The sequence below is a fragment of the Myceligenerans salitolerans genome (assembly GCF_017349295.1).
In the GTDB taxonomy this organism is placed as follows: Bacteria; Actinomycetota; Actinomycetes; order Actinomycetales; family Cellulomonadaceae; genus Myceligenerans; species Myceligenerans salitolerans.
Map to the genome: position 1 here is coordinate 628,685 of NZ_JAFMPK010000047.1, position 13,387 is coordinate 642,071.

Annotated in this window: 16 protein-coding genes; all 16 read right to left on the reverse strand. The window is 71.7% G+C overall.

Features of this window, described 5'->3' with window-relative positions; genetic code table 11:
• Positions 1-81: 81 nt before the first annotated feature.
• Positions 82-633 (reverse strand): NUDIX hydrolase, encoded by a 552-nt coding sequence (locus tag J0911_RS16305; protein WP_207276517.1) that lies wholly within the window; start codon positions 631-633, stop codon positions 82-84.
• Positions 630-767, reverse strand: a complete 138-nt coding sequence (locus J0911_RS16310; protein WP_207276518.1) for a hypothetical protein — start codon at positions 765-767, stop codon at positions 630-632. Before J0911_RS16310 ends, J0911_RS16305 begins: the two co-directional genes overlap by 4 nt.
• A 20-nt stretch (positions 768-787) precedes the next feature.
• Positions 788-1,450, reverse strand: a complete 663-nt coding sequence (locus J0911_RS16315) for a response regulator (protein ID WP_207276519.1) — start codon at positions 1,448-1,450, stop codon at positions 788-790.
• Positions 1,447-2,673: a sensor histidine kinase gene (locus J0911_RS16320; protein WP_307865125.1), complete on the reverse strand. Its 1,227-nt coding sequence runs from the start codon at positions 2,671-2,673 to the stop codon at positions 1,447-1,449. The genes J0911_RS16315 and J0911_RS16320 overlap by 4 nt, the downstream gene beginning before the upstream one ends.
• Entirely contained in the window at positions 2,670-3,497 is an 828-nt protein-coding gene (locus J0911_RS16325; RefSeq protein WP_207276520.1) for a CPBP family intramembrane glutamic endopeptidase, read from the reverse strand. The genes J0911_RS16320 and J0911_RS16325 overlap by 4 nt, the downstream gene beginning before the upstream one ends.
• A gap of 163 nt (positions 3,498-3,660) precedes the next feature.
• Positions 3,661-4,356, reverse strand: a complete 696-nt coding sequence (locus J0911_RS16330) for a PIN domain-containing protein (protein WP_207276521.1) — start codon at positions 4,354-4,356, stop codon at positions 3,661-3,663.
• Complete coding sequence (locus J0911_RS16335; RefSeq protein ID WP_207276522.1) at positions 4,353-4,715, reverse strand: excisionase family DNA-binding protein; 363 nt, start codon at positions 4,713-4,715, stop codon at positions 4,353-4,355. Before J0911_RS16335 ends, J0911_RS16330 begins: the two co-directional genes overlap by 4 nt.
• 84 nt (positions 4,716-4,799) lie before the next feature.
• Positions 4,800-5,258, reverse strand: coding sequence for a hypothetical protein (locus tag J0911_RS16340; RefSeq protein WP_207276523.1), 459 nt, complete (start codon positions 5,256-5,258; stop codon positions 4,800-4,802).
• 353 nt (positions 5,259-5,611) lie between these two features.
• A complete protein-coding gene (gene pdxS, locus J0911_RS16345; protein ID WP_207276524.1) occupies positions 5,612-6,535 on the reverse strand; it encodes a pyridoxal 5'-phosphate synthase lyase subunit PdxS in 924 nt (307 codons plus the stop codon).
• 59 nt (positions 6,536-6,594) lie between these two features.
• On the reverse strand, positions 6,595-7,191 hold the full coding sequence (locus J0911_RS16350) for a hypothetical protein (protein ID WP_207276525.1): 597 nt from the start codon (positions 7,189-7,191) through the stop codon (positions 6,595-6,597).
• Complete coding sequence (locus J0911_RS16355) at positions 7,188-8,375, reverse strand: glycosyltransferase family 4 protein (protein ID WP_307865161.1); 1,188 nt, start codon at positions 8,373-8,375, stop codon at positions 7,188-7,190. Before J0911_RS16355 ends, J0911_RS16350 begins: the two co-directional genes overlap by 4 nt.
• Positions 8,376-8,481: 106 nt before the next feature.
• A complete protein-coding gene (locus tag J0911_RS16360) occupies positions 8,482-9,480 on the reverse strand; it encodes a phosphatidylinositol mannoside acyltransferase (protein ID WP_207276527.1) in 999 nt (332 codons plus the stop codon).
• The gene (gene pgsA / locus J0911_RS16365; RefSeq protein WP_207276528.1) at positions 9,477-10,097 is read right to left on the reverse strand and encodes a phosphatidylinositol phosphate synthase; all 621 of its coding nucleotides are present in this window, start codon (positions 10,095-10,097) and stop codon (positions 9,477-9,479) included. The genes J0911_RS16360 and pgsA overlap by 4 nt, the downstream gene beginning before the upstream one ends.
• A 34-nt stretch (positions 10,098-10,131) precedes the next feature.
• Positions 10,132-10,794 (reverse strand): HIT family protein, encoded by a 663-nt coding sequence (locus J0911_RS16370; RefSeq protein ID WP_207276529.1) that lies wholly within the window; start codon positions 10,792-10,794, stop codon positions 10,132-10,134.
• A gap of 13 nt (positions 10,795-10,807) precedes the next feature.
• Positions 10,808-12,838, reverse strand: coding sequence for a threonine--tRNA ligase (gene thrS, locus J0911_RS16375; protein ID WP_207276530.1), 2,031 nt, complete (start codon positions 12,836-12,838; stop codon positions 10,808-10,810).
• Positions 12,839-12,977: 139 nt separating this feature from the next.
• A complete protein-coding gene (locus J0911_RS16380; protein WP_207276531.1) occupies positions 12,978-13,205 on the reverse strand; it encodes a hypothetical protein in 228 nt (75 codons plus the stop codon).
• Positions 13,206-13,387: the final 182 nt, after the last annotated feature.

Genomic DNA, 13,387 nt, shown 5'->3' on the forward strand with positions numbered 1-13,387 from the left:
AGTCAACCGCAACCGGGGCAGTCAGCACCAGGACACGCGCCGACCGACGCGACATGCCTGCCACGGTGCAGGCCACCCGCGTCAGTTGTCGTCCTGGACGCCCAGATGGCGGACCGTGCCGTCCCAGCCTGCGACCAGGACGTCGAGAACCTCCGGCAGCTCGTGCGGGAACACCTCCAGCGGCTGGGCCCGCAGCTCCTCGGCCGACAACCACGCCAGGTCGTCGAGCACCTCGCGTTCGACGTCGGTCCAGCCCGAGCGGTCCGGCGTGTGGCCACCGGGCAGGCGGGCGAGGAAGAACACTTCCCGCTGCCGGCACGTCTCCGCGAAGAAGTCGAAGATACCGGTACGGGTGAGCACCGGCCCCACCAGGTCGCCGGGGGACAACGCCAGACCGGCCTCCTCGCGAACCTCACGCAGGGCCGCTTCGAGGGCGGTCTCCCCCGGGTCGATCCCCCCGCCCAGCGTGAACCACCAGGACCGCTCCGGCTGGTCCACGTCGTGGCCGCGCACCAGCAGCGCACGGCCCTCGCCGTCCAGCAGCACGACACGGGCCGCGTCGCGCTCGCGGATCCCGTCGGGCGCGAGGCGCCAGTCGGGACCCAGTGAGCGGGTGACGCCCTCGGAGCTCACCGGTCCCGTCCTGCCGGGCGGACGAGCACCGGCTCCTGCCCGGCGTCGACCGGCCCCGGGGGCGTCCCGTGTCTCCGCGCGACGCGGTCGAAGCGCTCGGCTGCGAGGTCCGGGAGGCTCATGGCGGTCTGCACCAGGCAACGGTACAACTCCGCTACTCGATCAGACCGTGGCGGTAGGCGTGGACCACGGCCTGCACCCGGTCCCGCAACTGAAGCTTGGTGAGGATCCGGGAGACGTGGGACTTGACCGTCTCGGGGCTGACCACGAGGGCATGGGCGATCTCCCGGTTGGACAGGCCCTCGGCCACGAGACGCAGCACCTCGAGCTCGCGTGTGGACAGGACGTCGTCGGCCGGGTCCGGACCTGCCGGGCGGATGCGGTCGGCGTACCTGCCGACGAGCCGACGCGTGACCCCGGGGTCGAGGAGGGCTGCGCCCGAGGCCACGGTGCGGATGCCGTGCAGGAGGTGGTCGGCGGGCGCGTCCTTGAGGAGGAAGCCGCTGGCACCGGCACGGAGGGCCTGGTAGACGTACTCGTCGAGGTTGAACGTGGTGACGACGAGCACCTTGGTGGGGTGGGTCGCGTCCGGCCCGGCGAGCATTCTCGTCGCGGCGATCCCGTCGAGCACGGGCATGCGCACGTCCATGACCACGACGTCCGGGGACAGACGGCGTGCCAGGTCCACCGCGGCCTGACCGTCGCCGCACCGTCCCACGACCTCGAGGTCGGGTTGGGCGTCGATGATCGTCGTGAACCCGGTGCGGATGAGGTCCTGGTCGTCACAGACGAGGACGCGAACCGGCGCCCGTGTCATCGGCTCGTCGCCCGCTCGGCCACCGGGATCCGGGCGCGGACGGCGAACCCTCCGTCGGGCCTCCGGCCGGCGGTGAGCGTGCCGGAGAGCGCCTCGACGCGTTCGCGCAGCCCGGCCAGGCCGCGTCCGGAGCCTGGGGCCGTGGGGCCAGGACGCTCGGGCGCACCGGTGGTGACCTGCACGGTGATCTCCTGCTCTGTCTGGTGGACGGAGACGTCCGTCGGACTTCCGGACGCATGTTTGAGCGCGTTGGTCAGGGCCTCCTGCACGACCCGGTAGGCGGCGAGCCCGGCGTCCGCGTCCGCCGCGGGCAGGACACGGGGCTCCTGGGTGAGCTCGACCGGCTGTCCGGCGCGCCGGGCCTGTCGCACGAGGTCCCTGACGTCCTCGACGGACCCCACGACGCCTTGCGAGGCACCGACCTGGCTCGGCGGGCTCGTGGGGCCCGGCGGGCTGCTCGAGTTCGGCGGACCGCTCGAGTTCGGCTCGAGCACGTCGAGGAGCTGACGCAGGTCGGTGACGGCCAGGCGGCCGGTGTCCGCGACGGTCGCGAGGGCCTGGTCTACCCGGTCGGGTTCAGCGGCCAGGTAGCGGGCGGCCTGCGCCTGCACGACCATCGCGGTCACGTGATGGGTGACGACGTCGTGGAGTTCCCGCGCGAGCCGCGTGCGTTCCTCGGCGCGAGCGGCCTCCGCGGCACGGCGCCGGCGGTCGGCCTCCACGACGCGCGCCGAGCGCAGCCAGGCGCCGGCGCCCCAGGCGAGCACCATCAGCAGGTAGAAGGTGACGAACCCCGCGAGCCCCTCGGGCGAGCCCATGACTGCGAGCGCGGTGGCCAAGGCGGTGTAGGCACCGGTCAGAGCCACCGCTGTCGCCCGCCGACAGCGGTCCAGGTGCAGGCCGGTGCTCATCAGCGACAGGGCCAGCGCCGCACCGGCGACCAGATGGTAGGAGCGCAGCTGGTCGAGGACGAACCCGGCCGACACGAGCGCGACGCTCAGCAGGGGCCACCGACGGCGAAGCGCCAGTGGCAGGCACTCCAGCGCCAGCGCGACGGCCGCGAGCCCGTCGAGCGGCCGGGCCGGCAGGTCGCCCAGTTGCGTCCCGTACCGCTGCAGGACCGGGACGAGTGACGCGATCAGCAGCACCATCCCGGGCAGCAGGTCCCGGACGACCACGGGAGCTCGGTACCACCAGTGCCGGACCCGACCGTGCGCGCTCACCGGGCGAGGCTACCCGTCCGGCGCCGGGGCAGGCGCGACGGCACCAGGTTCCCGCGCCGTGCGGCCACCCGGAGGAACACCAGGGCCGCACCGAGGCAGAAGATGACCGCGAACGAGCTCGCCTCGGGCCCGAACTGGCCGCCGGCGAGGATCGTCGGGCCGGACGTCGTGGCTTCGAGCAGGCCCTGGCGCGTGTCGCCGCCCGACACCTCGGTACTGAAGATTGCCGACCCGGCGACGTTCCACCCGAAGTGGAGACCGATCGGCACCCACAGGCGCCGGGTCGCGACGTACGCGGCGCCGAGCATCCCGCCGGCCTCGATGGCGATCGCGATCGCGCCCCACAAGGTCGCGTTCGGGTTGAACAGGTGCGCCAGTCCGAACACGAGCCCGGTGCCCACCAGAGCGACCCAGGTGCCGAACCACTGCTCGACGTGCCGGAACAGGATCCCGCGGAACAGGAGCTCCTCGGCCACGGCGACCACCGTCATGAACCCGAGAAGCCACACGAAACCGGAGAACGAACCGGTACCGGAGACGTGGTAGCCACCCAGGGCGGCGATGCAAGCGATCACCAGCCCGAACAGGCTCAGCCCGAGCAGTGCGCCCCAGCCGAGCGCGCGACCGGCCCTCGCCCGGCCCAGTTCGTCGACCGCTCGCCGCTCGGTCCGGCCCACGACCCAGCGGTAGCCGAGCACCGCGCCCACGGCCACGAGGACACTCACGGCGAAGGTGAGCCACGGACTCGGCTCGACCGCACCGACGGCGAGGTTGCCGAGGAAGGAGATCGCCACGACGGCGAGAAGCTGCCAGATGAAGGTCATGCCGTGGACACTACGAACGCGCCACCGGGCGCCGCATCACCCCGCCGAGCGCACTTCACGATCCCCCGGACGGGGGATGGGCGGCAGGCGCGCGAGCTGGCATCCTTCCTGGCCATGACCTACACGAACGGTGAGGCCCCGCGGACACGACGTCCGCGGGGCCTCACCGACGGCGACCAGCTCGCCCACCGCCCCGCGCTCGCGGCAGAGGCACTCGCGCGAACCCCAGTTCGTCCAGCTCGCCCGACAACTCGGCCGCCGCTCGCCGGCTCCGCGCATCGTCGATGAGGAGCGCCTCGATGAGGTCGGCGGTCCGTGGTGCGTCCGCCCGGCGCAAAGCCGCGATCGTCGACTCGTCGGTCGCGCCCTTGAGCCGCTCGACACAGACCCGGTGCACGGCCAGCATCTCGATCGGACGGCGGCGGACCAGCCGCGTGAGCACCTCGTCCGGGTGCCGCACCTCCAGGCCGAGCTCGCTGAGCGCCGCGATGGGAAAGTCCTTCAGGTTCGCGGTACACACCACTTCTGCACCGCCCTCGACGGCGGCGGCCAGGACGTGACGGTCGTCCTCGTCCGGGAGGGTCAGTGCTGCGACCCGCACGGTGGACTCTTCGGTGAGTTCGACGAGGGCGCCCGGGTAGGCGCGGTTCATCCCGGCGACGAGCCGCTCACCCTGAGCGGTGGTGAAGCCGTCGACCTTGCCGACGAGGTGCCGAGTCATCTCCCCCAGGATCGTGTCACTCCACAGAATCGTGATGAGTTCCTGGTCGGCGGCGTAGAGCAGGTAGTCGCGCAGGACGCGGGAGAACAGAACGTTCGCGTCGGACAGGACCACCCGCGGCCGGTCGGCGGCAGTCACTCCGTGAGGCCCAGCTCGTTCTGGAGTTCGGACAGATCGGCCAGCGCCTCGGCCCGCCGGGCGCGCTCACGCTCCCGGAACGCCTCAACCGCGGCGAGTGGCAGGCGGTGGTGCGAACCGACCTTCCGGAACGGCAGCTCGCCCCGGTCCATGAGCCGCCGCACGTGCGGGCGGGACACCCCCAGCAGCTCCGCGGCCCGTGTCGGGGTCACTTCCTCCGGCACCCCGTGGGCCCGCGCGTCGAGAAGGGCGGCGACAAGCTCGGCCGTGGACCGGTGGATCGACAGTGACACGTCGTCACCGCCTCGTTCGAGGGCATGATGCACCGCGGCGGCATCTCGCGCGAGGAGATCACTCATCCCAGACTCCTATCTGTACTAACTGAAACACCCCACGATAGGCACCACCGATCGTTCGCCGCAAGGCGACATACCCGACGAAGATCAGGTGGCGCTACGCTCCGCCCGAGCCGCCGATCCCGTCGTCGGTTCCAGACCGACGGGAACTACCGCCGTTGGACGGTAGACCATCGCTCGTAGGATCACGGCGTGAACATGGATCAATCTGAGCACCCCGGGCCGCTTTCCCTGTTCGAGCACGCAGTTCACCTCCACGGCGAGAACCCGGACGCGCCGCTGCCACGAGACGGCTACCCGTTCCCGGACGACGCTGTTCACCGCAACCGCCGGATCGATGGTCCGGGTGACCCGCTCATGCGTGGTGCAGCCGCGGCGGACCTGCTCGCCGAATTCCTCGCGGACCCGCACAGCGATCTCGACCGAGTCGAGGCCGCATTTCACGCGGTGGACATCCCGATCCACTCCAACGAACACATCCGGTCGGTCGCTCTGCGCGCGAACACCGACATAGTGCGACGGACGGGTCGGTGGCTCGTCGAGCACGGGCGCGACCGCTGCGCGACGACCATCGGCCTGGCGCTCCGCTCGACGAGACGCTCACCCACCCGGCCTGGACCGCGGCAGCCGCTGCGGAAATGGATCGCATCACCTGGTGGGCCACGTGGGCCCAGGCGAACGGCGCACTGCCAGCAGCCCGACGAGGAGCCCACACGGAAACACTGAGGACGACGAACTGATCCCGTCAGGACGACCGCCGCCCTGGTCCTTGCGAAACTCAGTCGCTCGCCAGACCCGGATGACATGCCATGGTCCAAGATTGACCAGGAACGACGCCCAGCACACAAGCGGCGCCGGGGAGCTACCGCTCCCCGGCGCTCGCTCCGGTCAGACGGGAATTACCAGCCTCGCTCCGCCAGCCTGACCGGTTCGGGCGATTCCTCCACGTTGATACCGACCATCGCCTCGCCCAGGCCGCGGGAGACCTTGGCGATCACGTCTGCGTCGTCGTAGAATGTCGTGGCCTGCACGATCGCCTTGGCGCGCGTGGCCGGGTCGCCGGACTTGAAGATGCCCGAGCCGACGAACACGCCCTCGGCGCCCAGCTGCATCATCATCGCGGCGTCGGCCGGCGTGGCGATGCCGCCCGCGGTGAACAGCACGACCGGCAGCTTGCCCTCACGCGCCACCTCCGCGACCAGCTCGTACGGCGCCTGGAGTTCCTTGGCCGCGACGTACAGCTCGTCCTCCGGCAGCGAGGAGAGCTTGCGGATCTGCTGGCGGATCTGCCGCATGTGCGTGGTCGCGTTGGACACGTCGCCCGTGCCGGCCTCGCCCTTGGAGCGGATCATCGCCGCGCCCTCGGTGATACGACGCAGCGCCTCGCCCAGGTTCGTGGCACCGCACACGAAGGGCACCGTGAAGCCCCACTTGTCGATGTGGTTCGTGTAGTCGGCGGGCGTGAGCACCTCGGACTCGTCGATGTAGTCGACGCCGAGTGACTGCAGCACCTGGGCCTCCACGAAGTGCCCGATGCGCGCCTTCGCCATCACCGGGATGGAGACGGCCTCGATGATGCCGTCGATCATGTCGGGGTCGCTCATGCGGCTCACGCCACCCTGCGCCCGGATGTCCGCGGGCACCCGCTCGAGGGCCATCACGGCCACCGCGCCGGCGTCCTCGGCGATCTTCGCCTGCTCCGGCGTGACGACGTCCATGATCACGCCGCCCTTGAGCATCTCGGCCATGCCGCGCTTCACGCGCGCGGTGCCGACAGTTCCAGCACTGCCCACGCCAGCGCTCGTCGTCGTCTCGTCAGCCACCACTACCTCGCTCGTTCCGATCCGTACCGGACGCCGGTCCGGCGTCCTCCTATGCGATCCTACGCGCCGGGTCCGACACCTCGGTCCAGGCCTTCCGGCATCCGGTCGTCCAGTTCCACGGTGTGCGGCATCGGCGCACGCCCGGGCAGGTGGGCGGCACGCACGTACCACCGGCGGCGCACCCGCCGCACCTGCGCCACCGCCTCGTTGTGAAATCTGCGGGCGAGCGTCGCCCGGTACCAGGCCGCGGCCAGGGCCGCGGCCTGCTCTCCTGCCGGCCCGGCCCGCAGCGCCGCGATCTCGTCCGGCCCGCCCAGCGCCTCCCGGAGCGCCGCGCTCAGGTTGCTCTCGGCCTCCTCGCGCGCCGTCGGCAGGCCGTCGACCGCGAGCACGCGCTCCCCCGTCTCCGGGTCGGCGGCGTCCAGCACGACGTACGCGGCGTCGACCACGACCAGGGCCGACGCCGGATCCATCCCGCCCGACGACGCGAGGTCCACGGCCGCCCACGCCCGGCGCACGAGCTGCGCGTCGAGCGCCCCCCGTGATCCGGCCACCTTGCGGTGCAGGCCGTCCAGACGTGACGCGATCCGCCACGCCACCCACACCAGCACGACGACGCCCACCAAGGACCAGAACGCGATCTCCGACCAGCTCATCGCCATCCCCTGCGTGCCCGCCCGAGCACGTCGCGCACGCCGCCGCTCAGCCCCGAGAGCGGGCCACCGGGCCCGAGCGTGTCACCGGCCGACAGGACGGTCTCGTACACGGCCAGTACCTGCCCCGTCACCACCGACCAGTCGTACTGCCGCACGACGTCCCGCGCACGGACGCGGTACCGCTCGCGCCGTTCGGGGTCGCCCGCCAGCGCCAGCACCTCGGCCGCGAGCGCCTCGGGATCCCCGGTGCCGAAGAGGGCACCGGCCGCGCCGTCGTCCAGGACGCGCCGGAACGCCCCCAGTGCGCTGGCCACGACGACGGCCCCGGCGCTCATCGCCTCGACGAGCACGATGCCGAACGACTCGCCGCCGGTCTGCGGCGCGACGTACAGGTCGACGGAGGCGAGCAGGGACGCCTTTTCCTCGTCGGTCACGCGGCCGAGCAGTTCGACGGCGTCCGCCCGCTCGCCGAGGGCGGCGCGGACGCGTTCGCGGGCGGCGGTGCCGCTGCCGGCCACCAGGAACCGTGTGTGCGGCATCCGGTCGAGGATCGTCGCGGCGGCCGTGAGGAGGATGTCCAGGCCCTTTCGAGGTTCGTCGAGCCGTCCGAGGAAGGCGATGGTCGGCGCCTCGGGTGTGCCCTGCCACTCCGGGCGTGGCGGCACGGCGGCGAAGTCTCGCGTGTAGACCCCGTTGGGAATGACGACGGCGTCGCCGCCGAGGTGGTCGACGACGGTGCGGCGCGCGTCCTCGGAGACGGCGATGCGGGCGGCGAGCTTCTCGACGACCGGCCCGGCGAGCGGGAAGGCGGCACGCAGCGCGCGGGAGCGCGACATCGAGGTGTGGCAGGTCGCCACGACGGGCACCTCGGCGTACCGGAGCGCGAGCAGGGACACGGAGGGCGTCATCGGCTCGTGCAGGTGGACGACGTCGAACCTGCCCTCCGCGAGCCAGCGGCGGACGCGCCGGGCGGTGACGGGCCCGAAGGCGAGGCGGGCGACGGAGCCGTTGTAGCGGATGGGGACGGCCCGGCCGGCCGGCACGACGAACTCGGGTACGGGGGTGTGCTCGGCGGCTGGAGCGAGGACCGAGACCTCGTGTCCGGCCGCACGCAGGGCCCGGGCGAGGTCGCGCACGTGGAACTGGACGCCGCCGGGGGCGTCGAAGGAGTAGGGACACACGATGCCGACACGGAGCGCGGAGGATCGGCCGGCACGCCCGGGCGTGCGGAGACGCCGGCGGAGCGCGGCGCCCGGCCCGGATGCCCGCGAGCGCGGCCCGGGTGGCTGGTCAGGCACGCGCCCTCCGGACGTCGAGATCCTCGGTGAAGACGCGCTGCAGCATGTGCCAGTCGGCGGTGTGCTCGACGATCGAACGTCCGACGGCGTCGACCCAGCCCTGGGTGAGCCACCGCAACCGTTCCGCGCGCGGCAACGTGTGGTCGGGGACGGGGACGGGGGCGTGGAAGCTGATGACGATGCCCCAGGGGCCACCCGCGGTACGACGGCGGTCGCCGCGCAGGCGCTCGTAGTGGATGCCGACGGGGATCAGCGGTACGTCGGCGTCCAGCGCGAGGGCGGCCGGGCCGGCGGCGACCCGGGCACGGTGCCCGAGCAGGTCGACCTCGATGCCGCGGGAGGTCAGGTCGCGGTCCGCGAGCAGCGGCACGACGCGGTCGCCCTCCTTGGCGCCGGCGACGAGGGCCTCGTAGACGCCGGGGTCCCCGAGGCCGAGCGCGGTGATGCCGATCGACCGGCGGAACTCGACGAACCGGTCGAACAGCGCGGTCGGGCGCAGCCGCTCCGCCACCGTGAGGACAGGGGCGATGTGCAGGCTCCCCCACGCGCCCGCGAGGTCCCAGTTGCCCAGGTGGCCGAGCGCCAGAGCGGCGGCGCCCCGCCGCTCCGGCGCAGTTCCTGGCCCGTCGAGGTCGAGGTACGGGAGCAGATTCTCCTCGTAGCCCCGCGTGCGGACGCGGGCATCCACCTCCTTCTCGCTCAGCGCGTGCAGGGTGAAGGCCTCGCGGAAGTACCGCATGTAGGAGTGCATGCCGGCACGGGACAGGCGGCGGATGCCGGCCGCGTCGAGGTCGGGGCGGACACGGGCGTAGTTGGCTTCGAGACGTCGCACGCCCGTGGTCCGGCGCAGCCAGGTCACATCGCCGATCACGGAGAAGAGTGCGCGCAGCACGGGTTCGGGTACCCGGGGGGCGAGCTTCCAGGCGAGCAGGTAGGCGCGCGTGACGACGTCGGGACGGGTCGTCGTGCCGTCGGCCGGCGCCTCCTTCACCGCGTGGCCCTCGCGAGCTGCCGGCGCACGGTGCCCACGCGCTGCCCGACGGTCACGGCGCTTGCCACCGCGAGGACGGTGAGCGCCGTGGTGGCGGCGACCATCGGGAGCCCGACCTGGGTGAACGCGAGAGGCGCCAGTCCGATCACGAGACGGTCGGTGCGCTCCGCGATGCCGTTCCTCGCTGTCGCGCCCACGGCCTCGGCCCGGGCTCGCGCGTACGGCACGACGCCGCCGAGTGCGAGGCAGGCCAGTGCCGCCATCGCGCCCCAGGTCGCGTGGGGAGCGGTCGGGTGCAGCACGAAGTAGAGGGTGATGCCCGCGAACACGGCGCCGTCGGACACGCGGTCCAGGGTGGAGTCGAGGAAGGCTCCCCACTGGCCGGCCCGTCCCGAGAGGCGCGCGAGCACGCCGTCCAGGGAGTCCAGCAGGGCGAAGAGACCGATCAGGAGCCCCCCGAGCATCAGGTGGCCCAGCGGCAGCAGGGTGAGCGCGAGCACCGTCACCGCCACGGTGCCCGCGATCGTCACGGCGTCGGGCGTGACACCGAGACGCAGCAGCCGTCGAGCCACCGGGGTGAGCACGGTGGTCATCAGGCTGCGAAGCCGGCCGAACATCTCGCCTCCGATCCCTGTGGTGCCCCTCTGCCGGTCAAGTATGCCGGGACGCGGCCGTCGCACCAGTTCCCGGCCATGCGTCGGCGAGTCGGCGCCTGGTGTCGGAGAGCAGTTCGGGAAGGGACTTCGTCTGCGCGACGACGGGCAGGAAGTTCGAGTCCCCCGGCCAGCGCGGCACGACGTGCTGATGCAGATGCGCCGCGATCCCCGCACCGGCCACCTCGCCCTGGTTGATGCCAAGGTTGAACCCCGCCGGCGCGTACGCCGCGCGTGTCGTGCGCATCGCCGCCTGCGTCATGGCTGCCAGTTCGAGCGTCTCGGCCTCGTCGAGGTCGGTGTAGTCCGAGACGTGCCGGTAGGGCAGCACCATCAGGTGACCCGAGTTGTACGGGTACAGGTTCAGCACCACGTAGCACAGCTCCCCGCGGGCGACGACGAGCCCTTGCTCGTCGTCGCCACGCGGGATGCGGCAGAACGGGCAACGCCGCTCCGAACCGTCGGACGGCTTGCCCTCCCCACCGATGTAGACCAGGCGGTGCGGGTTCCACAGGCGCTGGTAGTGGTCCTCGGGCGGCGCGAAGGCGCCGGGCTCCTCGATGACCACGGCATCCTCCTGGCCCGCCGGCGAAGGCGCGCCGAAAGACCCGGTGGACGTCTCCGCGCCCCACACCTCGCCGTCGTCGGCCGTCACATCCATGCTTCCGGCCGTGTCAGACCTGCACCCGGTCCCGGACCGCCGCCACGATCTTCTCGATCGCGTCGGCGACAGGTACCCCGTTCTCCTGGGTGCCGTCCCGGAACCGGAACGACACCGCGCCCGCCTCGACGTCCTCACCGCCCGCGATGAGGGTGAAGGGCACCTTCTGCTTGGACGCGTTGCGGATCTTCTTGGCGAACCGGTCGTCGGACAGGTCGACCTCGGCCCGGATGCCCCGCGCCTTGAGCTGCGCGACGACGTCCTTGAGGTAGTCGTCGAACGCCTCGGCGACCGGTACGGCGAGCACCTGCACCGGCGCGAGCCAGACCGGGAACTGGCCGGCGTAGTGCTCGATCAGCACCCCCATGAACCGCTCGATGGAGCCGAACTTCGCCGAGTGGATCATCACCGGGCGCTGCTTGGTTCCGTCCGGCGCGGTGTACTCGAGGCCGAAGCCCTCGGGCTGGTTGAAGTCGTACTGCACCGTGCCGAGCTGCCAGGTGCGCCCGATCGCGTCCTTCGCCTGCACCGAGATCTTGGGGCCGTAGAACGCGGCACCGCCCGGGTCCGGAACCAGGTCGAGGCCGGTCTCCGCGGCGACGTCCTCCAGCACCTTGGTGGCCGCGGCCCAGTCCTCGTCCGAGCCGACGAACTTCCCCGGCTTCGACTCGTCCCGCGTCGAGATCTCCAGGTAGAAGTCGTTCAGGCCGAAGTCCTTGAGCAGGCTGAGCATGAAGTTCAGCAGGTGCTTGACCTCGGCGGGCGCCTGGTCGGGAGTGACGTACGAGTGCGAGTCGTCCTGCGTCAGCCCACGCACCCGGGTCAGGCCCTGCACCACGCCCGACTTCTCGTACCGGTAGACCGACCCGAACTCGAACAGGCGCAGCGGCAGCTCGCGGTAGGAGCGGCCCCTGGACCGGAAGATCAGGTTGTGCATCGGGCAGTTCATCGCCTTGAGGCGGTACTCGGACCCTTCGACGTCCATCGGCGGGAACATCGTGTCCGCGTAGTACGGCAGGTGCCCCGAGGTGTGGAACAGGCCGTCCTTGGTGATGTGGGGGGTGCCGACGTACTCGAAACCCTCCTCGATGTGCCGCTGGCGGACGTAGTCCTCCATCACCCGCTTGATCACACCGCCCTTGGGGTGGAACACCGGCAGGCCCGAGCCGATCTCCTCCGGGAAGCTGAAGAGGTCCATCTCGGTGCCCAGCCGGCGGTGGTCACGGCGTTCGGCCTCGGCGAGGCGCTCCTGGTACGCCTTGAGCTCCTCCTTGCCGGGCCAGGCCGTGCCGTAGACGCGCTGCAGCATCGGGTTCTTCTCGCTGCCGCGCCAGTAGGCCGCGGCCGAGCGCATCAGCTTCACGCCGTTGCCGAGGATCTTCGTGTTCGGCAGGTGCGGTCCCCGGCACAGGTCCTTCCAGACCACCGTCTCGCTCTCGCGACCCGCCCCGCGCACGTTCTCGTAGATGGTCAGCTCGCCGCCGCCCACCTCGACGCTCGCGCCCTCGGCGGCGTCCTCCGCGTCGTCGCCCGATCCCTTGATCCCGATGAGCTCGAGCTTGTACGGCTCGTCGGCGAGTTCCGCGCGGGCCTCCGCCTCGGTGACGACGCGCCGGCGGAAGACCTGACCTTCCTTGATGATGCGGGCCATGGCCTTGTCGAGCGCCTTGAGGTCGTCCGGCGTGAACGGCTCGGCGACGTCGAAGTCGTAGTAGAAGCCGTCCTTGACGGGCGGGCCGATGCCGAGCTTCGCGTCCGGGTTGATCTGCTGCACGGCCTGGGCGAGCACGTGCGCCGCCGAGTGCCGCAGCACGTCGAGCCCGTCGGGCTCGTGGACCGTGACCGGCTCCACGACCGCGCCGCCCGGGATCTCACGGTCGAGGTCCCACAGGGTGCCGTCGACCCGGACGACGACGACGTCCTTGCGGTCGCCGTACAGGTCGGCGCCGGTGGTCGGCACAGTGGTCGTCGTCGTCGCCTCCGTCGCGGTGACGTCACCGGGGGTGAGGTCCTGATGGGTGGGCGGCGATGCGACGTCGGACACGGACGGTCTCCTTCAACGGGCTGCTGGCCCTCGCACGTGCGAGGGGCATCGCCCCACGTGGACGACGCCCCTCGATCGTACCGATCCGAGTGCCCAGGACGAACTCGATACCGGAGCGCGGCCGGGCACGTCGGCCCGGCTACTTGCCCCCGCTCCCGGCGGCCGCCGCCGGCGCCTCGTCCTCAGGACCGCCCCACTCCTTGGCCTTCTCCGCGAGACCGTCGACGGCACCGCGCACCTGCTCCGGCGCCAGCTCCTTGAGCTTGCCGGCAGCCGCGTCGACGTTCTCGTCGGTCAGCAGTTCCTTCGCACGTGCGATGTTCTCCGGATCCGTGACGAAGTTCTTGGCCGCCTCGAAAAGTCCCATATCCAGTTCCTCCTGCGGTTCGCAGGCACGTCTTCTGCGTGAGTTTCCTGCCGCGACGGCACATCCGTCGCCGCCGAGAAGTTACCCAAGACGGACGAAAACCGCATCCTCGAGCGAGAGCCCGCTCGAGGACGCGGTCATCGCGAGTGCTGCCGGCCGTCCGCGCGGCCGCCCGGCCGCTC

Coding starts and splice junctions, on each gene's coding strand:
- J0911_RS16315 (WP_207276519.1), bottom strand. CDS start 1,450: ATGACACGGGCGCCGGTTCGCGTCCTCGTCTGTGACGACCAGGACCTC.
- J0911_RS16325 (WP_207276520.1), bottom strand. CDS start 3,497: ATGACCTTCATCTGGCAGCTTCTCGCCGTCGTGGCGATCTCCTTCCTC.
- J0911_RS16335 (WP_207276522.1), bottom strand. CDS start 4,715: ATGAGTGATCTCCTCGCGCGAGATGCCGCCGCGGTGCATCATGCCCTC.
- J0911_RS16350 (WP_207276525.1), bottom strand. CDS start 7,191: ATGAGCTGGTCGGAGATCGCGTTCTGGTCCTTGGTGGGCGTCGTCGTG.
- pgsA (WP_207276528.1), bottom strand. CDS start 10,097: ATGTTCGGCCGGCTTCGCAGCCTGATGACCACCGTGCTCACCCCGGTG.
- J0911_RS16370 (WP_207276529.1), bottom strand. CDS start 10,794: ATGGATGTGACGGCCGACGACGGCGAGGTGTGGGGCGCGGAGACGTCC.
- J0911_RS16380 (WP_207276531.1), bottom strand. CDS start 13,205: ATGGGACTTTTCGAGGCGGCCAAGAACTTCGTCACGGATCCGGAGAAC.